Raw genomic sequence first — 22,581 nt, forward strand, 5'->3', positions numbered from 1 at the left:
GTTTTTCTTTTCTATGAAATCAATTATCTTCAGATGCGATAAGAGACAGTATTATAGAAGTTATTTATACGATTTTTGAAAACAAAGGGCTGACACTCGAGGGTTTTGAACAGAATTGGACAAAAAAAGTTTATTGAAAGAGACCGATTTAGGGAGAAGTTTTTTCATCTATACTGACTGAACAAAGAGGTTCTGTTTTTTGCAGGATCTTATAGTGCAGTTTTTTAGCCGAATATAGTAGGTTGTGTTAGGAATATATTTGTTGCTTTATTCTTAGTATTGGTAATTTTCGTCCCCAAGCCAAGGTTGTACGATCTGTAAAACATGAATTTTATTTAGTGTTATAATCAAATAAACCCTTATACTATAAGGGTTTGGAAAACTGTCCTATAAAATAATAACGGCGACTGCTTGCGCAGCCGCCTCATGGGAGAGGAGAAACCGGATGAAGAGCTTATGGGGAAACGTAAGCCTTCTCCGCGGTTGTCTACGACATTCTCTGATGTCGATAGTTCAAGGATGACCGCTTTACGGTAAATTTATACATCGCAGGGATAAAATTTTTGTGTCAGATTAGTGCTTGTGGTACGATAGCAAAAGAATGAACCAGCATGGAAGGGAAACGGCACAGATGAGAGTGATTTCAGGCACGGCCAAAGGCAGGTCGTTAAAGGCTGTACCCGGTACTAGTACACGACCAACAACAGATAAAGTGAAGGAAGCGATCTTCAGTATGATCGGACCTTATTTCGATGGAGGGCAGGTGCTCGATTTGTTCGCTGGAACGGGCGGACTGGGGATAGAAGCGCTGAGCCGTGGGATGGATAAGGCGGTTTTTATTGATATCGAGAAGAAAAGCATCGACACGATTGGACACAATGTAGAAGTAGCCAAAGTGAAGGATCAGGTAGAGATTTACCGTACAGATGCGGCGCGAGCGTTGAAGGTATTGGCGAAGCGGGCGGAGAAGTTCCAACTTGTATTTCTAGATCCACCCTACCGGATGAAAGGGATCGCAGAACTGATGACGACGATGGAGGAGCAAGCCATTGTAGAACCGGACGCCACGATCGTGGTCGAGCACGATGCTAAGGATGTACTGCTAGACACCATTGGTGGATTCAAGCAGCTACGTAGAGCGGACTATGGAGATACGGCTGTTACCATATTTAAACGCGACAACGCGTCCATAGGACTCAGTAATTGAAGGAGATGAACAGCATGATGAGGCAAGAACATGGTATTACAGTTGCGGTATATCCAGGTAGCTTTGACCCGGTTACCTACGGTCATCTTGATATTATACATAGAGCAGCAAAAGTATTTGATAAACTAATTGTGGCGGTGCTGAACAATACATCCAAAAATGCGTTATTCACCCTGGAAGAGCGCATGGAACTGCTTCGCAAAGTAACAGCGGATCTTCCCAATGTGGAGATCGATGGTTTTCGGGATCTGATGGTCAATTATATGAAAGCTCGTAATGTCAGACTTATCGTTCGTGGACTCCGGGCCGTATCTGATTTTGAATATGAATTGCAAATGGCATCGACCAATCACAAGCTTAACCCAGATGTGGAAACGTTCTTTATGACGTCGAAGCCGCAGTTTTCATATTTGAGCTCAAGCATCGTGAAAGAGATTGCCAAATTCCATGGACCTGTTGAGGATCTGGTACCAGCAGAAGTGGAAGAGGAACTACGCAAAAAATTCCCTCAGACCTAGAAGCTAGATCGAAAGGAATTTCAAGTTACGGTTTGGTTAATTCACCATTTTCCGCTGAAACAAGCGCAGGCCAACCGAAACGAGCAGCATAAGGGTTAAAATGAAAAGGAATTGCATCAGCATTGGTCCCCATAGGCCCCATGCCGTTTCCCCGTTCAAGGGGAAGGGTGCCGCGGCAGCTGAGTTGGTCGCTAAGTCTAATCGAAGAAAACTTGGTTCTGTATCTAGCAAGAGCAATTGCAATGGTTTCCAGAGCAGAATTGTAGTGAATAGGGCGAGCACAGCATGCAGCGCGCGGGACTGTAAGAAAAACGTATATCTAGCATCGGTTTGTTGATGGAAGCCAGCAACCTGTGCGTGGGCGGACAAACCTCCCCAACCGAGGAATGCACTGAGCAGCGCCATTTGCGGCAGAAGCGAGAGATCATTTACTTGGCTAAAAGCATAGGCACCAAGGTGAATTTCCATCAGTCCTTTGATCCATTGCGGTGTAGTATCTGTGAAAATACCCATGAAGCTAAGAAGAAATTGTGTGATGGGACGAAGGATATCGGCAAAATGAGTGATGGAGATAACGTTGATTAGCACGGAAAAAATCATCATGTATCCGCCAATCAACATCAGTGTTTGTACAGCGGAGGTTACTGCATCTCCGAGAAGCTTACCGAAAGTGCGTCCATCTTCCCAATAAGCTTGGCGCATGGCCATAAGGGCAGATCTCACGATAGAAGTCATTTCCTTCGGTTTTGTTACTAGCGTTTTCGCTTCAAGAGGAGCGATGGCTTGCTTGCTATTTCGCATCAAGAATCCTGTTGCGAAAGCGGAAATATAATGAATAATCGCAAGTAAGATCCCTAGCTTGGCGTTATGAAGGAATCCAATCCCGATAACCATGATAAGGAATAATGGACTGCACACATGCGAGAGGGCTGTTAACCGCTCTGTTTCTGTGCGTGTAAGAAGGTTTTTTTCGCGTAGCGATGCAGTAATTCTAGCTCCAGCTGGAAATCCTACAACAAAGCCTGACGCCAATGCCCAGCCACTAACACCGGGGAGGCGGAAAATGACGCGCATTAGCGGTTCTAGGAGCACGCCTGTGCCTTGGATGACACCGAAGCCGATCAATAGCTCGGTCATAATAAGGAAAGGCATCAAGGCAGGAAAGACGAGCTTCCACCAAATAGTCAGCCCTTCAAGAGAAGACTGAAAAGCTTTGTCGGGAAATAGAATGACAGATATAACGACCAGTCCAGCCAAAGCTCCCAATACCAATGTGGTGAATTTGGCATGGAATCTTGCATTAGGCATAGCATCACCTCGTCCATCGAACATGCTTCATTGTACGCAAGTAGGCAGGCGATTAGACCAAGCTTTCATCGAGAATAGGTAGGCCAAACAACAAGTGAAAGCAACAGGAAAGGGGAACCTGTATGGATAAGGAAGAAGAGAGCACGATACGTACGTGGTCGAATGATTCATATCGATATCCGAGAAGCTCAGCGACGAGACGTTACTTAGTTTCTGCGCTCGTAGGGATCATCATTGTATATTTGCTATTTTTTGTGCGGTTGCCCTTTTTTGTTTTTATGCCAGGGACTGCAGAAGAAATCAAGCCCATGGTATCAATTTCCAAAAGCACAGGCCTAGAAAAAGGGAAGCTCATGCTAACTACCGTGCGCGTAGCTGATGCCAATGTGGTGAACTACTTGGTAGGACTCGTTCATCCGTATGAAGAAATTCAGCCGAAAAAGGCTGTTCTCAAGCAAGGAGAGTCCGAGCAAGAGTATTCACAGCGTCAGGAATACGTCATGCTAACTTCACAAGCCAGCGCGATCCAAGCAGCTTATACGGAGGCCAAGGTCCCTTTTCATATTGATCATGAGGGTGTGATGGTCCTTCAAACGGTTCCAGGTTTATCAGGTGAGAAGGTGCTTAAACCGGGTGATGTGCTTTTGAAGGCCGGAGACAAAGAGGTGAAAGTAGCGCAGGATCTACTAGACTCTCTCGCTGGCAAAAAAGCAGGAGACACCATCTCCATTACGTATGCTAGGAAGAAAACAGAAATGCAGACGACGCTGACGTTGGGTGCGCTGCCACTTCAAGAGGGAGAAACGGTGCCGCGAGCAGGGATTGGTGTCGTTCCAGCGGGAATGCAATCGGTAAAAGCCGATTTGGAAGATCAGCAGGTGTCAATTAAAGCCGGTGATATTGGAGGTCCTTCAGCTGGCCTCATGTTTTCTTTGGAGATATTCAATCAGCTTGTACCTGAGGATATTACGAAGGGGTATCGTATTGCAGGAACGGGAACAATTGAAGCAGATGGCACCGTAGGGCCGATTGGCGGTATTCAACACAAGATTATTGCCGCGGATCGGGAAAAGGCGGAAATTTTCTTTGCACCCAAAAATATGACCTACAAAGACGGGACCAAGATCGAGAATTATTCGGATGCGGTCAAAAGGGCGAAGCAAATCAAGACCAAGATGAAAATTGTCGAAATCGGCACGATGGAAGATGCCTTGAAATATCTAGCAGCATTGCCTCCGAAATAAGTCATATCAAGCCCAAATAATATTATTTAAATTGACAAAAGGTATGCATAATGGATATAATAATCTTTGTTTGTTTGGGGTGATATCATGCAAATTCGTTTTAGAGAGCTATCTCTGCAAGGACAATCGGTACCTATGAGCGAAGTTATGAATTTGACAGAACCTTTCGAGGGTCGTCAAGACATTCTTAATCATGGACCTGTTCATGCGAATCTTCATGCAAAGTATGAAGAAGGATTAGTTAAAGTTAACGGTACGTTAACGCTAGACTTGGAGTTAAGCTGTTCCCGTTGCTTAACGCACACGAACCAAACAATTAAACTTCCTTTCAAGGAAGTTTTCATGCAAAAGCCGGAAGAAGAAGATCCAGAGCTAGACGAGGACATTCATCTGGTGGTTGGGGATAAAGTAGATTTGGAGCCTTACGTTATAGAGAATGTAGTGGTTGGTTTACCGTACATACCACTTTGTGACGAAGCGTGCAAAGGTCTCTGCCCCGTGTGCGGAGAAAATCGCAATGATCGTGATTGCGGCTGTAAGCAGGACAAGATTGATCCTAGACTTGCAGGTCTCGCGGACTTTTTTAACAAAGAATAAGGCAACGCCGAAATTCGTATAAGGAGGTGTTTTGAAGATGGCAGTACCTCAAAGAAGAACGTCCAAAACTCGTCGTGACAAGCGCCGTACTCACTTTAAATTGGAAGTTCCAGGCATGGTGAAATGTGAACAATGTGCAGAACTGAAGCTAGCACACCACGTGTGCAAGTCTTGCGGAACTTACAAAAGCAGAGAGATCGTAAAAGCATAAGATTGGACATAGTACTTCATCCTAGGTGAGGTGCTATTTTTTTTGCTTTCTTTTTGGTTGTAAATTTAATATACTACAGTTTAGTATCTGGTAATAAGATGAGATCTCACGAGATAAGGTGGTGCTTACCATCGAACGCCTTCCTAAACGACAAAGGCAGCAGCAGCTGTTGCAGGCCATTGAAGCGAACCCCTTTATGACGGATGAGGAATTGATGCGAACGTTTGGGGTTAGTATCCAAACTGTCCGATTGGATCGATTAGAACTCGGTATTCCTGAATTGCGGGAACGTATGAAGCATATGGCCGTCAAAACGTATGATCCTGTACGTTCACTTCCAATTGATGAAGTTATTGGGGAAGTCATTGACTTACAGTTGGATCAGAGCGGTATTTCGATTTTTGAAATTAAAGAAGACCATATTTTTTCCAGAACCAAAATTGCCAGAGGACATCATATTTTCTCACAAGCCAACTCGTTGGCTGTTGCTGTCATCGACGATCCGATTGCTTTAACAGCTTCGGCTGATATCCGATTTGTTCGCTCAGTAAAGCTAGGAGAGAAGTGTGTCGCCAAAGCCTATGTGCGGTCTGTTTCCAAAGGGAAAGCACGTGTAGAGGTGTTCACTTATGTGGGCGAAGAGACGGTGTTTCGAGGCAACTTTGTCATCTTTCATTCGAAGAAAGAGCAACATCTAGATAGGGAGGACAAGCTCCATGCGGATCGCGATTGATGCAATGGGCGGAGATCATGCGCCTAAGATCGTAGTTGAGGGTGCTCTCGCAGCGGCGAAAGAGTGGAAGGACGTACATATCATTCTAGTCGGTAACAGCGCGGCGATAGAAGCTCACCTCACAGAGAGGCCGGATAACCTAACGATTCGACATTCGGAAGAAGTCATTGAAGCCGAAGATGAGCCGGTTAAAGCGGTTCGTCGGAAAAAAGACGCTTCTATGGTTGTGGCAGGAAGACTAGTTCGGGAGAAAGAAGCAGAAGCTATGATTTCTGCGGGCAATACTGGAGCACTAATGACGACTGGATTGCTTATTGTAGGAAGAATTCCTGGTATTGAACGTCCAGCATTAGCACCAATGATCCCGACGATGGACGGTCATGGTGTGCTTGCCTTGGATTTGGGAGCGAACATGGATGCAACCCCAGAGCAATTAATTCAATATGCGATTATGGGCAGCATTTATCGTTCCAAAGTGCATGGTGTTGATAAACCTCGCGTAGGATTGTTGAATGTAGGGACGGAATCGACCAAAGGGAATGAATTAACCAAAACAGCATATCCTTTATTGGAACAAGCTCCGATTTATTTTGTGGGTAATGTGGAGTCCTCGCAGGTGCTGCGCGCGCAATGTGACGTCATTGTTTGCGATGGATTTGCTGGAAATATTATGTTGAAAACATTGGAGGGCGCTGCGTCCGCCATATTCTCAGCTTTAAAGCAGGAATTTACGAAATCCATATTCACCAAGCTTGCAGCAGCCGTTTTGAAACCAGGGTTGACGCAATTCCGTAAGAAGCTGGATTATAATGAACATGGTGCAGCACCCTTTTTAGGCATTGATGGACTAGTCCTCAAAAGTCACGGTTCTTCCGACGCAAATGCCATTAAGAATGCCGTACGTCAAGCAAGAATCGCGTTACAAAATGATTTGGTTGGCACCATATCTGCCGAAATTAGCCGCGGGAAGCGAGATATAACAACATGAACTTAATACCAGTTGGGGTACTCGGAACGGGTAAATATGTACCAGAACGCATTTTAACGAATCAAGAGCTAGAAACCATGGTGGAAACGAATGATGAGTGGATCGTATCTCGAACAGGCATCCGTGAAAGAAGAATCGCAGCAGAAGGACAAGCTACGTCTGATCTCTGCTATGAAGCTTCCGTAGTAGCGCTGTCAAATGCAGGGATCACAGCAGATCAACTCGATTTGATCATCGTAGCAACGATTACACCGGATATGTCATTTCCATCAACAGCATGTATTCTTCAAGAGAAGCTGGGAGCGAAGAAAGCAGCGGCGTTCGATTTATCAGCAGCTTGTTCAGGTTTCGTCTATGGACTAGCGAATGCCGCTAATTTCATCGCAACTGGTACATATAAATACGCGCTTGTCATTGGCGCAGATTGTTTGTCCAAAATTACCGATTACACGGACCGCAATACCTGCATTCTATTTGGAGATGGAGCGGGCGCAGTTGTTATTGGCGAAGTACCGGAAGAAAGAGGCTTCAAATCCTTCGAATTAGGCGCTGACGGTACCGGAGGTCCTCTTCTGAAAATTGAGGGGGGCGGTTCCCGAAATCCAGCTTCCCAGAACTCTCTTGACCAACGTTTGCATTACATCTACATGGCGGGCGCTGAGGTTTTCAAATTTGCAGTTCGCATTATGGGAAATGCAGCGGATGAAGCTCTTCGCAAAGCGGGCTGGGAGAAAACAGATATTGATCTGCTTGTACCTCACCAAGCCAATATGCGAATTATTCAATCCTCGCTGAATCGTTTGGAATTGTCGGAAGACAAATGTATGATTAACTTGGACAAGTACGGTAATATGTCAGCTGCTTCCATTCCGGTTGCATTAGCAGAAGCTTCCGAACAAGGCAGACTAAACGAAGGTGATCGGCTTATCTTAGTTGGATTTGGCGGCGGACTCACTTGGGGTGCGACAGCTTTAGTTTGGTAGTTAGTTTGATGAACTTATGTATGTGTAAAAATGACTGAATATATCGTGGAAGGGGATCCTTTTCTCGTATGGGTAAAATAGCATTTGTATTTCCGGGCCAAGGCTCTCAATCCGTTGGTATGGGACAAGACCTGTACAACGCGTTGCCAGCTGCCAAGGACTATTTCGACCGCGCGAATGAAGCGCTAGGTTTTTCCTTGTCAGATCTGATCTTCCAAGGTCCAGAGGACCAACTGAAGATCACATACCACACACAGCCGGCGCTGCTAACGACAAGCATCGCTTGTCTGGAGGCGTTCAAGGCTGCTGGCATCACTCCCGACTATGTCGCAGGACATAGTCTGGGTGAGTACAGCGCGCTCGTCGCAGCCGGCGTGCTCGCGTTCGAAGACGCGGTCCGCACCGTGCGCGCACGCGGCGAGTTCATGGAACAGGCCGTCCCAGGCGGCCTGGGTGCCATGGCAGCCGTGCTGGGAGCCGAGCGCGGAGCGCTGGCGGAGCTTTGCACGGCAATTACAAGCGGCGGCTCCGTCGTGGAGCTCGCCAATGTGAACTGCCCGGGACAGATTGTCGTCTCGGGCAGTAAGGAAGGCGTTGCAGCGGTTGTCGAACGCTGCAAGGAAGCTGGCGCGAAGCGTGCCATCCCGCTTGAAGTGAGCGGGCCGTTTCACTCTTCCCTCATGAAACCAGCCTCGGAGCGCCTCGCTGAGGTGCTTGCGTCCATCAAAATGAGCGATGCTGCTGTACCCGTTGTAGCCAACGTAACGGCTCGTCCTGTGACTCAGCCGAGTGATATTCGCGGCTTGCTGGTGGAGCAGGTGTATTCCCCTGTCCTTTGGGAAGACACGATCACGTACCTGATCAGCCAAGGCGTAGATACATTCATCGAGCTGGGCTCGGGAACCGTGCTTGCCGGTCTGATCAAAAAAGTCGACAAAACGGTGAAAACCGTGTCGATTGGCAGCCTTGAGGCGCTGGACAAGTACACGCAGGAGGTGCACAATCATGTTAACGGGTAAAGTGGCGCTAGTCACAGGAGCTTCACGTGGCATTGGCCGTGCGATTGCTTTGCATTTGGCCGAGCATGGGGCCGATGTTGTGGTCAACTACGCAGGTAGTGAAGCTGCTGCTGGTGAGGTTGTAGCTGCGATTGAAGCGATGGGCCGCAAAGCGATTAAATTGCGTGCAGACGTAAGCAGCTATCAGGAATCTGACGACCTTGTGAAGCAAACGCTAGAAGTTTTTGGCAAAATTGATATTCTCGTGAATAATGCGGGCATAACAAGAGACAATTTAATCATGCGAATGAAAGAAGAAGAATTCGATCAAGTGATCGCGACGAATCTCAAAGGCGTGTTCAACTGTGTCAAAGCCGTTACACGTCCGATGATGAAGCAGCGCTTCGGTCGAATTATCAATATATCTTCTGTAGTTGGTGTGCTCGGTAACCCGGGTCAGGCCAACTATGTAGCAGCAAAAGCAGGTGTAATCGGCCTTACGAAGGCTACAGCGAGAGAGCTTTCCTCGCGTGGCATTACCGTGAACGCGGTTGCGCCAGGCTTTATTGAAACCGATATGACAGACAAATTGTCTGCTGAGATGCGTGAACACATGCTGAAGCAAATCCCGCTGGAACGCCTTGGGCAGCCAGAGGAAATTGCAAAGGTAGTTCGCTTCTTAGCATCTGACGATGCCTCTTACATGACAGGGCAAACTCTCCATGTAGACGGCGGAATGTACATGTAAGTTTCTGGAAAATGAGAATCTCAAAATTGTCTACTGGCAATCTGTCAAAGATTCTCGTATAATACCAAATGAGGAGGTGAACCGGATGTCCGACGTATTGGATCGTGTTAAACGAATTGTAGTCGATCGTCTAGGGGTTGATGAAGCTGAAGTCACCCTCGAAGCATCTTTCAAAGAAGACCTAGGTGCTGATTCTCTCGATGTAGTTGAATTAGTAATGGAATTAGAAGATGAGTTCGATTTAGAAATTTCAGATGAAGATGCTGAGAAGATTACGACAGTAGGAGAAGTTACGAATTACATAAAATCTCATACGTAATAGTCTACAGAGTCCCGTTTCTAATAAAGACGGGACTTCTCTCCATTCTCAATAATAAAAAAATATGAATGACTACATAGAAGGTGGTACAAATGAACAGAGTTGTAATTACAGGGATGGGCGTAGTTACTGCCCTTGGTCAAGATTTAGAAACATTCTGGGGAAACCTGTCTTCAGGTAAATCAGGCGTTGGTATGATTGAGAACTTTGATGTAAGCGAATACCCAACACGGATTGCGGCCGAAATCAAAGATTTTAATATTGAGAACTATGTGGATCGCAAAGAATCTCGCCGGATGGACCGTTTCGTTCAATTCGCAGTTGCTGGTGCTTTAAATGCACTTAAGGACGCGAACTTGAATGTGAATGAAGATACTGATCCGGAGCGCGTAGGCGTTTCAGTTGGATCAGGCATAGGCGGTTTGAATACATGGGAAGAGCAGCATCGGATTTTGTTAGAAAAGGGTCCTAAACGTGTTTCTCCTTTCTTTATTCCGATGATGATTGCGAACATGGCATCTGGCCATGTATCCATGGTCACAGGTGCGAAAGGGCCGAACTCCACAGCTGTAACAGCTTGTGCAACAGGGACGCACTCCATTGGTGACTCTTTCAAAATGATTCAACGTGGTGACGCAGACGTGATGATTTGCGGTGGTGCTGAAGCGACGATTACGCCGATTGGTGTAGCAGGTTTCTGCGCACTGCGTGCGATGTCAACTCGCAATGAAGAGCCGCATTTGGCAAGTCGTCCGTTTGATACAGGTCGCGATGGCTTTGTTATGGGTGAAGGTGCTGGTGTACTCATTCTGGAGTCACTTGAGCATGCTCAGAAGCGTGGCGCACGCATCTACGCAGAAGTTATCGGCTACGGCATGAGCGGCGACGCTTATCACATGACAGATCCAGACCCAGATGGCGCTGCGCGTTGTATGGTGAAAGCGATCAAGGACGCAGGAATTACGCCTGACGCCATTTCTTACATTAATGCTCACGGCACATCGACGCCTGTAGGTGATAAATCAGAAACCATTGCCATTAAGAAAGCGCTAGGCGAGCATGCCTACAAGGTTGCTGTTAGCTCGACGAAATCCATGACAGGTCATTTACTTGGCGCTGCCGGCGGTGTGGAAGCTGTCATTTGTGGATTAACAATTGCCAATAGCCTTATTGCCCCGACAATCAATTTGGACAATCAAGATCCTGAGTGTGATTTGGATTATGTGCCAAACAAAGCGCGTGAAGCGAACGTAAGTATTGCGATGTCGAACTCCTTCGGTTTCGGTGGTCACAATGCAACGATCATCATGAAAAAATTTCAAGCATAATTACCATGCCTGCGACGAAAGATAACGGAATATCATTTTCTCCGGGTGGTGAAGTACGACGTGAACCGTGAAATTAAGGATTTACAGAATCAGTTAGGTGTTTCGTTTCGCAAAATGGAGCTGCTGAAGCAAGCATTCACACACTCTTCCTATGTGAATGAACACCGTATTGCTGGACATAAAGATAACGAACGGCTTGAGTTTCTTGGAGATGCCGTACTTGAATTAACAGTTTCGGAATTTTTATATGAATCTTATCCTGGGCGTTCAGAAGGTGAATTAACGAAGCTGAGGGCATCTATTGTCTGCGAGCCGTCGCTCGTGACATTTGCCGAAGATTTGGATTTTGGTTCCTTTGTCTTACTAGGCAAAGGGGAAGAGTTGACGGGAGGACGCTCTCGGCCAGCACTGTTGGCAGATGTGTTCGAATCCTTTGTTGGCGCTTTATATCTAGACCAAGGATTGGATACGGTAAAAACGTTTCTTCAGAAGCATGTGTTTGCCAAAATTTCCAGTGAGGGCAAGTTGCTTGTGATTGACTACAAGACGCAATTGCAAGAGCATACCCAACATCATAATATGGGTTCCTTGGAATACCGGATTGTGAATGAACGTGGGCCTGCACATGAGCGAGAGTTCGTTGCAGAAGTGCACATGGATGGCGAGCTTCTGGGAACCGGTGCAGGTCGTTCTAAGAAAGAGGCGGAACAGCAGGCTGCTGCTGGTGCACTGTCCAAATTAAACGTAACCGTACTACGATAGTGGAAAAACCAGAAGAGGCGGCAGCTGCTGCCTTTTTTGTTTTTTTCTCTTATTTTGATAGACGATATGTTACAATACTTTTTGAGGTGAGACCATGTTTTTGAAACGGATCGAATTATCCGGATTTAAATCATTCGCGGATCGGACGGAACTCGAATTTGTACGAGGCATAACCGCGGTTGTAGGTCCTAACGGGAGTGGAAAGAGTAATATCTCGGACGGGATCCGTTGGGTGTTAGGAGAACAGAGCGCGAAATCCTTGCGTGGCGGTAAAATGGAAGATGTTATTTTCGCTGGCAGCGATGCACGTCGTGCAGTGAATTATGGGGAAGTCTCGCTCACATTAGATAATTCTTCGCAATCGCTTCCGCTTGACTTTAACGAAGTGACGGTGACGCGTAGAGTACATCGTAATGGCGATAGTGAATATTTGATCAATAAACAACCTTGTCGCTTGAAAGATATCACGGAATTGTTCATGGACACCGGTATCGGGAAAGAAGCGTATTCCATTATTGGCCAAGGGCGAATTGAAGAAATTTTGAGTACGAAATCGGAAGATCGTCGAGGCATCTTTGAAGAAGCTTCGGGGATTGTTAAATATAAATCACGAAAGCGCGAAGCAGAGAAGAAATTAAACGATACCGAGCAGAATTTGCTGCGGATTCATGATTTAGTCTCAGAGCTCGAGGATCAAGTTGAGCCACTTCGAGATCAGGCGGAGAAAGCGATTCGTTTTAAAGAATTGAAGGAAACGCTCAAGAGTAGCGAGATCTCAATGTATGTCCATCAGATCGATCAGATTTATGTAGCTTGGAATGACGCTACACAGCTGCTGGAGAAGTTAACGAAAGAGCAAACGGAGCTGTCTACAATTGTAAACCAACATGATGCGCATTTGGAAAAGCATCGTTGGGAAACGCGAAGGCTGGAAGAGGAATTAGAAACGCTGCAAGAGAGTTTGTTAGGTCTGAGTGAGGAATTCGAGAAGTGTGAGGGTCACGGTGAGGTTCTCAAAGAACGGAAGAAGAACTATGTGACGAATCATCAGCAACTAAGCACCACAATCGCTATGCAAGAGCAGCGAAAACTAGATAAAGAAGCAGATTTGAGCGAACAGCGTGATAAAATCATTCACATCGGTGCGCAGTTGTTCGAATTCCAAGCCAAGCTAACCGCTGAGGAACAGCGCTTACAAGGGGTAAGCGGAGGCATCAGTTCTTCGCCTGAAGAGCAATTGAAGGGTGAATTGTTGGAAACCCTCAACCGTATGGCACAGTCACGCAATGAAATTCGCTACGCCGAGCAGCAAATTGAAAGCATCGGGCGCCGATTGGAAAGACTTGATGAGGAACGTCAGAAGTGGGCGGATCAGCGAGAGAGTATAACACGACGCAAGCAGGAGCTTACAGCTAAACTGCAAGAGACAGTAGGGGACATTGAGAAAGCAAGGCAGGACTACGTCCAATTTACCCAAGCGTTAAAGAGCAAGCAAGGGTTGCTCGATGAAGCGCAGTCGATGGTGCGGAAATGGGAGCAAAAGCTCGATGCGTTAATTTCCCGCCGCGACACCATGAAAGAAATGGCCAATGATTATGATGGCTTCCAACAAGGTGTTAAGGAAGTACTTAAAGCGAAAACACGCAAAGATTTGCGCGGTATTCGAGGTGCGGTTGCTGAGCTTGTCAAAGTGCCTGCAAATGTGGAAATTGCCATTGAGACAGCACTAGGTGGTGCCCTGCAAAATATTATCGTTGAGACAGAAGCAGATGGTCGTGAGGCGATTGCCTTCTTGAAGCGTCGTCAAATGGGACGAGCTACTTTCTTGCCGATGAATGTTATTCGCGGACGCTCGATATCTGACCATGAGAGTCAGACGTTGAAAGCCTCGAAGGGCTTTGTTGGGATTGCAGTTGATCTCGTTTCTTTCGATTCGACGTATACAAATATATTCTCCAGCCTATTAGGGAATGTCGTCGTAGCTGAGAGTCTAGAAGATGCTAACCATATCGCGGCTAAAGCGCAGTATCGCTACCGTGTCGTGACGCTCGAAGGAGATGTTGTTAATCCAGGTGGTTCCATGACGGGCGGAAGCTTACAGAAGAAATCGACGAATTTGTTGGGGCGTCAGCGTCAAATCGAAGAACTTGATGCTGAGATCGCAACATCTGAGGAGCAGCTTAGTGGTCTGAGAAGTCAATCCAGCTCATTGAAGCGAGAAATTACCGATGAAATGCTGAAGGTCGAACAGCTTCGACAACTGGGTGAGCAGCAGCGCATTACGGAGCAGCAAATTCGCGCGGAATTGAATCCGCTGGAATCGGAAAGCCGTACAGTTGAAGAGCAGTTGACGTTGGATAGCCAAGACAGAGGCGCGCTCATGGGTGAACGAACTGATTTTAGCCGCAAGAAGGTCGAAAGCGAAGCAACTCTCGCACAGCTTCAAGAAGAGGAAGCTTCGCTTCAACAAGCGATTCGTGATGCCGAGAGCTCACGTAAAGCAAGTGAATCCGAAAAAGAAGAGCTGCAAAGCCAATTGACAGATTTGAAGGTGAAAGTGGCATCGACTTCACAAGAGAAGCAATCCCTTCAAGATCAACAAAGACGTTTACAACAGGATCTAAGTGATGTGGAGCGTGAGATAGAAGTCAATCGCGGCCTATTAACTCAGTTAGAAAGTGATATGGCAACACTTGAACAAGAAACTGTCCTGCAAATTGAGCTCTTAAATGATTTGAAGCTTAAGAAGCAGCAATGCTCCGAAAGTATCGAGTTCAAGCGTGCAGAGCGTATGGACTGGTTACAGAAGCTCGAACTCGGCGAAAATGAGACACGTACGCAGCGTATCCAGCTGAAGCAAGTGGAAGAAAATCTTCATCAAACCGAGGTTCGCGTGACGCGATTAGATGTGGAGCTTGAGAATCTGCTCAAAAAGCTTGCCGAAGAATATGAGCTTAGCTACGAGCTGGCGAAAATGCGTTATCCCGTACCTGAGGATATTCAGGGAACACAGAGTAAAGTACGCGAGTTGAAACGAGAAATAACATCGCTAGGTGATGTGAACCTCGGTGCAATTGAGGAGTACGCGCGTGTATCTGAACGCTTTGAGTTCTTGAGTTCGCAGAAGGATGATTTGATCGAAGCGAAAACAACCTTGTACCAAGTCATTCGTGAGATGGATCAAGAAATGTCCAAACGCTTTAAAACGACGTTCGATGCAATTCGCTCCCATTTTGGGGTTGTCTTTGCGAAGCTATTCGGTGGTGGCCGCGCAGATTTAATTCTGTCGGAGCCTGAGAACATGCTCGACACGGGTATTGAGATTGTGGCTCAGCCGCCAGGCAAAAAGCTGCAAAACCTGCAATTGCTATCTGGTGGCGAACGTGCATTGACTGCGATTGCTCTCTTGTTCTCCATTATTCGTGTAAAACCAGTGCCATTCTGCGTACTGGATGAGGTAGAAGCCGCGTTAGACGAGGCGAACGTATCTCGTTTTGCCGAGTATTTGCGAGAATTTTCGGAAATGACGCAATTTATCGTTGTTACACACCGTAAAGGAACGATGGAAGAAGCAGATGTGTTGTATGGCGTCACCATGCAAGAAGGCGGCGTTTCTAAGCTTGTATCGGTTCGACTAGAAGACGAAGAAGCTACGATGACGGCGTCATAAGAATAGAAATAGGGGATATATTTAGGAGGAACTATGAGCTTTTTTAAACGATTGAAAGAAAGCATTTCAGGTAAAGCTGAAGCAGTAACCAATAAATTTAAGGAAGGTTTAACGAAAACGCGGGATGCGTTCGTGAACCGTGTCGATGATTTATTTAGCCGACGCAAGAAAATAGATGAAGATTTTTACGAAGAACTGGAAGAGATCCTAATTGGCGCAGACGTTGGCGTGAATACGGTTCTCAAGTTGATTGATGAACTTCGTGCTGAGGTAAAAAAACGTAAAATTGAAGATCCGGCCGAGCTTCAACCGATCCTTTCAGAAAAACTGATTGAGTTGTTAAAAGGGGATGCGGATGCCGGGCTAAACATCAATCCTAATGGCTTGACGGTTATCCTGTTCGTTGGTGTTAACGGTGTAGGTAAGACGACGACGATCGGTAAAATGGCTCACATGTTCAAATCTCAAGGGAAGAAGGTGCTGATGGCCGCTGGTGATACGTTCCGTGCAGGCGCCATTGAGCAGCTTGAAACCTGGGGTGAGCGCGTAGGTGTTGATGTGATTAAGCAACAATCCGGTGCAGATCCTGCCGCGGTTATGTACGATGCTGTACAAGCAGCCAAAACACGCGGTGTAGACATTCTTTTATGCGATACGGCGGGGCGTTTGCAGAACAAAGTGAATTTGATGGAGGAGCTTAACAAAATTTATCGTGTGATCCAACGCGAAGTGCCTGATGCTCCCCATGAAGTTATTCTTGTTCTGGATGCAACGACTGGTCAAAATGCACTTAGCCAAGCTAAGCTTTTTGGTGATAAAACAGGTCTAACGGGCTTAGTATTGTCCAAATTAGATGGAACAGCTAAGGGGGGGATCGTCGTGGCGATCCGTCAAGAACTCTCGTTACCGGTTAAATATGTAGGGCTTGGTGAGAAGATGGATGATCTCCAGCAGTTCGATTCCGAGCAGTTTGTGCATGCGCTTTTTGGTAAATGGATAGGTGAAAATACTGACAAGGTATAATGCTTGACAATCATCTTGGAATTCAGTATGATAGGTTCTGTTGTGCTGGTGTCAAGTGTGCAACCTTTACGGAGGTAGATTATGACTGTCGATCCTATGTTGGAGAAAACGAATCGCATTAACCTGCTGTTTGATTTCTATGAAGCATTGTTGACCGATAAACAGCGAACATTTCTTGAACTGTACTTCCATGATGATTACTCCCTCGGGGAGATTGCTGAGAACTTCACGATCAGCCGCCAAGCGGTCTATGAGCATATCAAACGTGCGGAATTGACACTGCAGGAATATGAGAGTAAGTTAAAGCTGTTACATAAGCACGAACAACGCATGAAGCTGCGTCAAGATTTAGATGCTGGATTGAGTGATTGTGATCCGGCGCTAAAGAGGAAAGTGACAGAGCTTTTTGATACAATAGTAGGCATGGATTGAAACCTTAGTTAGAAGCAGGAGGTGAAGCGCATGGCATTTGAAGGATTAGCAAACCGATTGCAGAATGTGTTCGGCAAGCTGAGAAGCAAAGGTAAGCTGACGGAAGAAGATGTAGGCGAAGCGCTTCGCGAGGTACGATTGGCACTGCTTGAAGCGGACGTTAACTTTAAAGTTGTGAAAGACTTTATTGCGAAAGTGAAAGAGCAAGCGATCGGACAAGAAGTTCTGAAATCTTTCACGCCGGGCATGGTTGTTATCGATATCGTGAACAAAGAACTTACAGCCCTTATGGGTGGTACACAAAGTAAGCTAGCACGTTCGAATCGACCGCCGACGGTTATTATGATGGCTGGTTTGCAAGGGGCTGGTAAAACAACGACCTCAGGCAAATTAGCTAAAATGTTGTTGAAACAGAATCACAGACCGCTTCTTGTTGCGTGTGACATTTATCGTCCCGCGGCGATTAAGCAGTTGGAAGTGCTGGGTGAACAACTGAAGGTGCCGGTTTTCTCACTAGGTGATAAAGTGAGCCCTGTCGAGATTGCCAAAGCGGGTCTTCAACACGCGAAGGATAACGGTAATGACTATGTGATTATCGATACAGCAGGTCGCTTGCACATTGATGAAAACCTTATGGACGAGCTCAAGAATATTCGTGAAGCTACGAGCCCAGATGAGATTTTGCTAGTTGTCGATGCGATGACAGGGCAAGACGCTGTCAATGTGGCAGAAAGCTTTCATCAACAGCTTGAATTATCCGGTGTTGTGTTAACCAAACTAGATGGAGATACGCGCGGTGGTGCTGCGTTATCCGTCAAGGCGGTAACAGGTTGTCCGATCAAGTTCGTAGCCAGCGGTGAGAAAATGGATGCTTTAGAACCATTTTATCCTGACCGTATGGCCTCAAGAATTCTCGGTATGGGCGATATGCTCTCCTTAATTGAGAAAGCGCAAGCTGGTATCGATATGGATAAGGCGAAAGAGATGGAGCGCAAAATGCGCAACGCTGAATTCACCTTCGAGGACTTCATTGAGCAGATGGAGCAAGTGAAGAAGATGGGGCCACTTGACCAAATTCTTGATATGCTGCCTGGAGCGAACAAGATTAAAGGCATGAAAGATATGAAGGTTGACGAGAAGCAAATGGCTCGCGTTGAAGCTATTGTGAAGTCGATGACAACCGAAGAGAAGCGTAAGCCTGAGCTGCTGAATGCAAATCGTCGCAAGCGGATTGCAGCAGGGAGCGGGAATACGGTGCAGGAAGTCAATCGTTTCATCAAGCAGTTCGATGATATGCGTAAGATGATGAAGCAATTCTCGGGTATGATGGGACCGAAAGGTGCCAAAGGCATGAAAAAGTTAGGCAAGGGATTTAAATTTCCCTTTTAAATAATGGTGTTTATTCTAAGTAGGAGGTGATTTTTCAATGGCAGTACGTATTCGTCTTAAACGTGTAGGCGCTCATAAAGCTCCTTTCTACCGTGTCGTGGTTTCGGATTCCCGTTCCCCGCGTGATGGTCGTTTTATCGAAGAAATCGGTACTTATAATCCAATTGCTGAACCAGCAGCTGTGGTTCTTGATGAGGAAAAAGCGCTTAAATGGCTTCAAACTGGCGCTCAACCGTCCGATACAGTTCGCAGCCTGTTCTCAAAAGCAGGTTTGATGACTAAGTTTCACGAGCTGAAATTACAGAAGTAATCTGTTATCTTTCGGAGGGTGGGTTCATGAAGGATCTTATCACCGTTATTGCTAAGGCTCTTGTCGATCATCCGGAAGAGGTACGTGTCGCTGTGGTGGAGAAAGAGGACAAGATCGAGTACAGGCTTTCTGTTCATCCCGACGATGTCGGTAAAGTGATTGGCAAGCAAGGCAAGATTGCGAAATCGCTCCGTACAGTTGTCACGTCGGCAGCTGTGAAAGAAACGAAGCGGGTAGCCGTTGAAATCGTTTCATAAGAAATGAGGTTAGGATTCAATTCCTAGCCTTTTTTCGCATATGAAAAGAAGGTAATTTAATGTGGAGGTTGGGCAAGCACATATGACGGAGAAATTAGTGACGGTTGGTAAAGTCGTAAATAGCCACGGGATACGTGGGGAGTTAAAAATCGTGCCTGAAACAGATTTTCCAGAACGGTTCGATGTGGGAAATTCATTAATCATTGTAGACTCTCAAAATAAGCAAACGCCGGTGACAGTGAAAACGTCCCGCTTACATAAAAACGTATTTATTGTCTTGTTCAGTCAATTCTCGAATATTAATGATGTTGAGAAATTTAAAGGCTCCCTGCTAAAGATTGAGGCTAAGGATCAAAAGCCGCTGGAAGAGGGAGAGTATTATTATCACGAAATCATCGGTTGTAAAGTTGTTACAGAAGATGAGCAAGAGCTGGGGCTGATCTCTGAAATACTAACGCCAGGAGCTAACGATGTCTGGGTGGTTGCTTTACCTAAAGGTAAGCAGCTATTACTTCCCGTTATTGATGATGTCATTCTTAACGTGGATATTCCGAACAAAACAATTCGAATTCATCTGATGGAAGGGTTATTGGAATGAGAGTTGATGTCTTAACCTTATTCCCAGAAATGTTTGAAGGCGTGTTCTCTTCTAGTATTTTAGGGAAAGCGCGTGATAAAGGAATCGTTTCCTTGAGCACGGTTAATTTTCGAGATTATTCCACGAATAAGCATAATACGGTTGACGATTACCCTTATGGCGGCGGCGGGGGGATGGTACTAAAGCCAGAACCGATTTTTGGTGCCGTTGAAGATTTGCCAACGCATCAAACAGCTGAAGGAGTAGCTGTCAAGCCGCGGGTCATCTTGTTATGTCCACAGGGGGAGACCTTTACCCAGAAGAAAGCGGAAGAACTAGCTGGTGAAGAGCATCTTGTATTTATTTGTGGCCACTATGAGGGATATGATGAACGGATTAGACAGTATCTAGTGACGGACGAGCTGTCTGTAGGTGATTATGTACTAACCGGTGGTGAAATACCCGCTATGGTCATTATAGACAGTGTAGTGAGACTTCTACCTGGGGTACTCGGGAACGAGATGTCTGCTGTGACGGATTCTTTCTCAACGGGACTTCTGGAATATCCTCATTACACACGCCCCGCCAAGTTCAGAGATTGGGAAGTTCCTGAGATGCTTTTATCGGGTCACCATGCCAATGTGAAGAAATGGCGGAACAAAGAGTCACTCATCCGGACTTTAGAGCGCCGGCCAGATTTACTTGAGGGCAGAATATTGTCCAAAGAGGAAAAGCTATGGGTGGCTGAGTGGAAAAAGCAAAAGCAAGAACAAAATATATAAGTCCTCGGAATCTTCTCTATTGAATTAATCCTGGGACTATGATATTATATATTCTGTTGTGATTTTTTCAACAGTTCGAGTCTGGTGGTCCTCTACGCATAACAACTTAGATTTTACTAACTATTAGCGGAATGAACACCTGTGTGGAAGGAGGGAGTCAACTATGAATCTTATTCAAGAGATTACGAAAGAGCAACTCCGTACGGATATTCCTAATTTTCGTCCAGGAGACACACTTAAAGTACACGTAAAAGTTATCGAGGGTACACGTGAGCGTATTCAGCTGTTCGAAGGTGTTGTTATTAAACGCCACGGCGGTGGAATCAGCGAAACGTTTACAGTTCGTAAAATTTCTTACGGTGTGGGTGTGGAAAGAACTTTCCCATTCCATTCTCCGAAGATTGACAAGATTGAAGTGGCTCGCCGTGGTAAAGTTCGTCGTGCGAAACTTTATTATCTGCGTGGTCTTCGTGGTAAAGCAGCAAGAATTAAAGAAATTCGATAGTAAAATGGGGGGCTTGTTCAGTCAAGTCTCCTTTTCATTTTTTCTGTACATAATAGGACATAATAGAGATCATACCAAAACTGGAAGAGAGGCCGTCAGTGATGGAACATAACGATCAAATGCAACCCAATCAGCCGATCAGTGCTACTCCAGCAAAGACCGTACAAACAAAAAGTGAAACGTGGGAATGGATAAAAGCGTTAGTAATCGCAGGTGTGCTTGTTATTATTATTCGTTGGTTCCTCTTCTCCCCATTTATTGTTGATGGAGATTCGATGCATCCGAATTTCTTTACGGGAGAGCGATTGATTGTCAATAAAATTGTGTACGATATTCGTGATCCGAAGCGAGGCGAAGTCATCGTTTTCCACGCACCTGAAGGCAAAGATTATATTAAGCGTGTCATCGCCCTACCTGGAGAAACCGTGAAGGTAGTTGGGGACAAGGTGTACATTAACGGTGAAGAACTGGCACAACCATTTATTCAAGCTGCTATTGATCAAGCGGTTAAAGAAGGCCATCCTTACAATACTTTACTGGATTTCCCGGAAACAAAAGTGCCGGAAGGCGAGATTTTTGCCATGGGTGACAATCGTCCGAATTCCAAAGATAGTCGTACGAAAAGTGTTGGCTTTGTGCCTTACAATAAAATCGTAGGCCGTGCAGAAGTGATTTTCTGGCCGGTGAAGAAAATTAGTTTCATACATTTTTGAGGTGAAGAGAAATGACCATTCAATGGTTTCCCGGTCACATGACCAAGGCTCGCAGACAGATTGAGGAAAAGCTTAAACTGATTGACGTCGTGATTGAGCTCTTGGATGCCCGAATCCCGCTATCCAGCCGGAACCCGATGGTTGATGAGATTTTAAAAGGCAAGCCGCGTCTCGTATTGCTCAACAAAAATGACCTGGCTGACCCGCAAGTAACGGCAGAATGGGTGAAATATTTTGCAGATCAAGGCTTACCTGCCTTGCCAATTGACGCTGCGAACGGAACGCATGTCAAGGAGATTCTGCCTCGCGTCAAACAGCTGTGGGCTCATAAAATTGAGACGATGCTGCGTAAAGGGATTAATCCCCGTGCGATTAGAGCGCTCATTGTTGGCATTCCGAACGTCGGTAAGTCCACTCTTATTAATCAGTTGGCGGGTAAGAAGATTGCTGCGACGGGTGATAAGCCTGGTGTGACCAAAGGTCAGCAATGGATCAAGGTTGGCACCGAGATGGATCTGCTCGATACACCGGGGATTTTGTGGCCTAAATTTGAAGACCAGATGGTTGGCATGCGTTTGGCTGCAACTGGGGCAATTAAGGAAGAGCTTCTGCATTTAGATGACGTAGCTTTGTTTACCATTAAATATATGGTTCAGCATTATGGAGCTGGTATCCAAGAGCGCTTTGGTGTTCAGGAACTACCGGAAGATATGGATAATATTCAAGAAATGGTGAAGGTCATGGAAGCGATCGGGCGTAAGCGCGGCGCTATCGTGAGCGGGGGAAAAGTCGATTTGGACAAAGCTTCCCTCATTATTATTCGTGATCTGAGAGCAGGGAAAATGGGACGTATTTCATTGGAACGACCATTTTAATGATGATGAATCAGGAAGAACCTGGGGCTGAGCCTTGGGTTTTTCTTTTTTTGTAGAGATAAAGTTGAAAAAAATGGGTGTGGCTTGAAGAAGTGGTGATCCCT

The 22,581-nt window shown here is 46.0% G+C and carries 25 protein-coding genes; 24 read left to right on the forward strand and 1 reads right to left on the reverse strand.

Annotated features, from left to right (window positions below; all coding sequences use genetic code 11):
* Positions 1–631: 631 nt before the first annotated feature.
* Both rsmD and coaD read left to right on the forward strand, forming a co-directional pair.
* Positions 632–1,207 (forward strand): 16S rRNA (guanine(966)-N(2))-methyltransferase RsmD, encoded by a 576-nt coding sequence (gene rsmD / locus ACSQ8P_RS15750; RefSeq protein WP_436236034.1) that lies wholly within the window; start codon positions 632–634, stop codon positions 1,205–1,207.
* Between the two features lie 5 nt (positions 1,208–1,212).
* Complete coding sequence (coaD, locus tag ACSQ8P_RS15755) at positions 1,213–1,725, forward strand: pantetheine-phosphate adenylyltransferase (protein ID WP_414813329.1); 513 nt, start codon at positions 1,213–1,215, stop codon at positions 1,723–1,725.
* A gap of 36 nt (positions 1,726–1,761) precedes the next feature.
* Here coaD and ACSQ8P_RS15760 read toward each other — a convergent pair whose 3' ends face one another.
* Positions 1,762–3,033: a nucleoside recognition domain-containing protein gene (locus ACSQ8P_RS15760; RefSeq protein ID WP_436236035.1), complete on the reverse strand. Its 1,272-nt coding sequence runs from the start codon at positions 3,031–3,033 to the stop codon at positions 1,762–1,764.
* A 122-nt stretch (positions 3,034–3,155) separates the two neighbouring features.
* Between ACSQ8P_RS15760 and ACSQ8P_RS15765 the strand changes: the two genes are divergently transcribed.
* The 22 genes from ACSQ8P_RS15765 (at position 3,156) to ylqF (ending at position 22,477) form a co-directional block, all read left to right on the forward strand.
* Positions 3,156–4,277, forward strand: coding sequence for a SepM family pheromone-processing serine protease (locus ACSQ8P_RS15765; protein ID WP_436236036.1), 1,122 nt, complete (start codon positions 3,156–3,158; stop codon positions 4,275–4,277).
* Positions 4,278–4,364: 87 nt separating this feature from the next.
* Positions 4,365–4,874 (forward strand): YceD family protein, encoded by a 510-nt coding sequence (locus ACSQ8P_RS15770; protein ID WP_436236037.1) that lies wholly within the window; start codon positions 4,365–4,367, stop codon positions 4,872–4,874.
* Positions 4,875–4,911: 37 nt separating this feature from the next.
* Positions 4,912–5,085: a 50S ribosomal protein L32 gene (gene rpmF, locus ACSQ8P_RS15775; RefSeq protein WP_056624823.1), complete on the forward strand. Its 174-nt coding sequence runs from the start codon at positions 4,912–4,914 to the stop codon at positions 5,083–5,085.
* 118 nt (positions 5,086–5,203) lie between these two features.
* Positions 5,204–5,818: a transcription factor FapR gene (gene fapR / locus ACSQ8P_RS15780; protein ID WP_164483581.1), complete on the forward strand. Its 615-nt coding sequence runs from the start codon at positions 5,204–5,206 to the stop codon at positions 5,816–5,818.
* Positions 5,802–6,806 carry a phosphate acyltransferase PlsX gene (gene plsX, locus ACSQ8P_RS15785; RefSeq protein ID WP_436236038.1) on the forward strand — a complete coding sequence of 335 codons (1,005 nt, stop codon included), beginning with the start codon at positions 5,802–5,804 and terminating at the stop codon, positions 6,804–6,806. The genes fapR and plsX overlap by 17 nt, the downstream gene beginning before the upstream one ends.
* Positions 6,803–7,789 carry a beta-ketoacyl-ACP synthase III gene (locus ACSQ8P_RS15790; RefSeq protein WP_436236039.1) on the forward strand — a complete coding sequence of 329 codons (987 nt, stop codon included), beginning with the start codon at positions 6,803–6,805 and terminating at the stop codon, positions 7,787–7,789. The genes plsX and ACSQ8P_RS15790 overlap by 4 nt, the downstream gene beginning before the upstream one ends.
* A 68-nt stretch (positions 7,790–7,857) precedes the next feature.
* On the forward strand, positions 7,858–8,808 hold the full coding sequence (gene fabD, locus ACSQ8P_RS15795; RefSeq protein ID WP_436236040.1) for an ACP S-malonyltransferase: 951 nt from the start codon (positions 7,858–7,860) through the stop codon (positions 8,806–8,808).
* On the forward strand, positions 8,795–9,535 hold the full coding sequence (gene fabG / locus ACSQ8P_RS15800) for a 3-oxoacyl-[acyl-carrier-protein] reductase (protein WP_056625525.1): 741 nt from the start codon (positions 8,795–8,797) through the stop codon (positions 9,533–9,535). Before fabD ends, fabG begins: the two co-directional genes overlap by 14 nt.
* 85 nt (positions 9,536–9,620) lie before the next feature.
* Positions 9,621–9,854, forward strand: a complete 234-nt coding sequence (gene acpP / locus ACSQ8P_RS15805) for an acyl carrier protein (RefSeq protein ID WP_028558238.1) — start codon at positions 9,621–9,623, stop codon at positions 9,852–9,854.
* A gap of 92 nt (positions 9,855–9,946) precedes the next feature.
* Positions 9,947–11,182 (forward strand): beta-ketoacyl-ACP synthase II, encoded by a 1,236-nt coding sequence (fabF, locus tag ACSQ8P_RS15810; RefSeq protein WP_436236041.1) that lies wholly within the window; start codon positions 9,947–9,949, stop codon positions 11,180–11,182.
* Positions 11,183–11,242: 60 nt separating this feature from the next.
* Positions 11,243–11,944 carry a ribonuclease III gene (gene rnc / locus ACSQ8P_RS15815; RefSeq protein ID WP_436236042.1) on the forward strand — a complete coding sequence of 234 codons (702 nt, stop codon included), beginning with the start codon at positions 11,243–11,245 and terminating at the stop codon, positions 11,942–11,944.
* A 94-nt stretch (positions 11,945–12,038) separates the two neighbouring features.
* Positions 12,039–15,614 carry a chromosome segregation protein SMC gene (gene smc, locus ACSQ8P_RS15820; protein ID WP_436236043.1) on the forward strand — a complete coding sequence of 1,192 codons (3,576 nt, stop codon included), beginning with the start codon at positions 12,039–12,041 and terminating at the stop codon, positions 15,612–15,614.
* A 33-nt stretch (positions 15,615–15,647) separates the two neighbouring features.
* A complete protein-coding gene (ftsY, locus tag ACSQ8P_RS15825) occupies positions 15,648–16,637 on the forward strand; it encodes a signal recognition particle-docking protein FtsY (RefSeq protein WP_436236044.1) in 990 nt (329 codons plus the stop codon).
* Positions 16,638–16,718: 81 nt separating this feature from the next.
* Complete coding sequence (locus ACSQ8P_RS15830) at positions 16,719–17,069, forward strand: putative DNA-binding protein (RefSeq protein ID WP_436236045.1); 351 nt, start codon at positions 16,719–16,721, stop codon at positions 17,067–17,069.
* A gap of 30 nt (positions 17,070–17,099) precedes the next feature.
* Positions 17,100–18,458 (forward strand): signal recognition particle protein, encoded by a 1,359-nt coding sequence (gene ffh, locus ACSQ8P_RS15835; RefSeq protein WP_436236046.1) that lies wholly within the window; start codon positions 17,100–17,102, stop codon positions 18,456–18,458.
* 37 nt (positions 18,459–18,495) lie between these two features.
* Positions 18,496–18,768, forward strand: a complete 273-nt coding sequence (gene rpsP / locus ACSQ8P_RS15840; protein ID WP_028558245.1) for a 30S ribosomal protein S16 — start codon at positions 18,496–18,498, stop codon at positions 18,766–18,768.
* A 26-nt stretch (positions 18,769–18,794) separates the two neighbouring features.
* The gene (locus ACSQ8P_RS15845) at positions 18,795–19,025 is read left to right on the forward strand and encodes a KH domain-containing protein (RefSeq protein WP_028558246.1); all 231 of its coding nucleotides are present in this window, start codon (positions 18,795–18,797) and stop codon (positions 19,023–19,025) included.
* A gap of 82 nt (positions 19,026–19,107) precedes the next feature.
* A complete protein-coding gene (gene rimM / locus ACSQ8P_RS15850) occupies positions 19,108–19,623 on the forward strand; it encodes a ribosome maturation factor RimM (RefSeq protein ID WP_436236047.1) in 516 nt (171 codons plus the stop codon).
* On the forward strand, positions 19,620–20,384 hold the full coding sequence (gene trmD / locus ACSQ8P_RS15855) for a tRNA (guanosine(37)-N1)-methyltransferase TrmD (RefSeq protein ID WP_436236048.1): 765 nt from the start codon (positions 19,620–19,622) through the stop codon (positions 20,382–20,384). The genes rimM and trmD overlap by 4 nt, the downstream gene beginning before the upstream one ends.
* Before the next feature lie 163 nt (positions 20,385–20,547).
* Positions 20,548–20,889, forward strand: a complete 342-nt coding sequence (rplS, locus tag ACSQ8P_RS15860) for a 50S ribosomal protein L19 (RefSeq protein WP_028558249.1) — start codon at positions 20,548–20,550, stop codon at positions 20,887–20,889.
* 101 nt (positions 20,890–20,990) lie between these two features.
* A complete protein-coding gene (lepB, locus tag ACSQ8P_RS15865) occupies positions 20,991–21,602 on the forward strand; it encodes a signal peptidase I (protein ID WP_056624856.1) in 612 nt (203 codons plus the stop codon).
* 11 nt (positions 21,603–21,613) lie between these two features.
* The gene (gene ylqF / locus ACSQ8P_RS15870) at positions 21,614–22,477 is read left to right on the forward strand and encodes a ribosome biogenesis GTPase YlqF (protein ID WP_056624869.1); all 864 of its coding nucleotides are present in this window, start codon (positions 21,614–21,616) and stop codon (positions 22,475–22,477) included.
* Positions 22,478–22,581: the final 104 nt, after the last annotated feature.

This window comes from Paenibacillus sp. LjRoot153 (assembly GCF_964253085.1).
GTDB lineage: Bacteria > Bacillota > Bacilli > Paenibacillales > NBRC-103111 > Paenibacillus_E.

Bases quoted from the DNA above. Each gene is read 5' to 3' on its own strand.
- rsmD (WP_436236034.1), top strand. From the start codon at position 632: ATGAGAGTGATTTCAGGCACGGCCAAAGGCAGGTCGTTAAAGGCTGTA.
- coaD (WP_414813329.1), top strand. From the start codon at position 1,213: ATGAACAGCATGATGAGGCAAGAACATGGTATTACAGTTGCGGTATAT.
- ACSQ8P_RS15760 (WP_436236035.1), bottom strand. From the start codon at position 3,033: ATGCCTAATGCAAGATTCCATGCCAAATTCACCACATTGGTATTGGGA.
- ACSQ8P_RS15765 (WP_436236036.1), top strand. From the start codon at position 3,156: ATGGATAAGGAAGAAGAGAGCACGATACGTACGTGGTCGAATGATTCA.
- ACSQ8P_RS15770 (WP_436236037.1), top strand. From the start codon at position 4,365: ATGCAAATTCGTTTTAGAGAGCTATCTCTGCAAGGACAATCGGTACCT.
- rpmF (WP_056624823.1), top strand. From the start codon at position 4,912: ATGGCAGTACCTCAAAGAAGAACGTCCAAAACTCGTCGTGACAAGCGC.
- plsX (WP_436236038.1), top strand. From the start codon at position 5,802: ATGCGGATCGCGATTGATGCAATGGGCGGAGATCATGCGCCTAAGATC.
- ACSQ8P_RS15790 (WP_436236039.1), top strand. From the start codon at position 6,803: ATGAACTTAATACCAGTTGGGGTACTCGGAACGGGTAAATATGTACCA.
- fabD (WP_436236040.1), top strand. From the start codon at position 7,858: ATGGGTAAAATAGCATTTGTATTTCCGGGCCAAGGCTCTCAATCCGTT.
- fabG (WP_056625525.1), top strand. From the start codon at position 8,795: ATGTTAACGGGTAAAGTGGCGCTAGTCACAGGAGCTTCACGTGGCATT.
- acpP (WP_028558238.1), top strand. From the start codon at position 9,621: ATGTCCGACGTATTGGATCGTGTTAAACGAATTGTAGTCGATCGTCTA.
- fabF (WP_436236041.1), top strand. From the start codon at position 9,947: ATGAACAGAGTTGTAATTACAGGGATGGGCGTAGTTACTGCCCTTGGT.
- smc (WP_436236043.1), top strand. From the start codon at position 12,039: ATGTTTTTGAAACGGATCGAATTATCCGGATTTAAATCATTCGCGGAT.
- ftsY (WP_436236044.1), top strand. From the start codon at position 15,648: ATGAGCTTTTTTAAACGATTGAAAGAAAGCATTTCAGGTAAAGCTGAA.
- ACSQ8P_RS15830 (WP_436236045.1), top strand. From the start codon at position 16,719: ATGACTGTCGATCCTATGTTGGAGAAAACGAATCGCATTAACCTGCTG.
- ffh (WP_436236046.1), top strand. From the start codon at position 17,100: ATGGCATTTGAAGGATTAGCAAACCGATTGCAGAATGTGTTCGGCAAG.
- rpsP (WP_028558245.1), top strand. From the start codon at position 18,496: ATGGCAGTACGTATTCGTCTTAAACGTGTAGGCGCTCATAAAGCTCCT.
- ACSQ8P_RS15845 (WP_028558246.1), top strand. From the start codon at position 18,795: ATGAAGGATCTTATCACCGTTATTGCTAAGGCTCTTGTCGATCATCCG.
- rimM (WP_436236047.1), top strand. From the start codon at position 19,108: ATGACGGAGAAATTAGTGACGGTTGGTAAAGTCGTAAATAGCCACGGG.
- trmD (WP_436236048.1), top strand. From the start codon at position 19,620: ATGAGAGTTGATGTCTTAACCTTATTCCCAGAAATGTTTGAAGGCGTG.
- rplS (WP_028558249.1), top strand. From the start codon at position 20,548: ATGAATCTTATTCAAGAGATTACGAAAGAGCAACTCCGTACGGATATT.
- lepB (WP_056624856.1), top strand. From the start codon at position 20,991: ATGGAACATAACGATCAAATGCAACCCAATCAGCCGATCAGTGCTACT.
- ylqF (WP_056624869.1), top strand. From the start codon at position 21,614: ATGACCATTCAATGGTTTCCCGGTCACATGACCAAGGCTCGCAGACAG.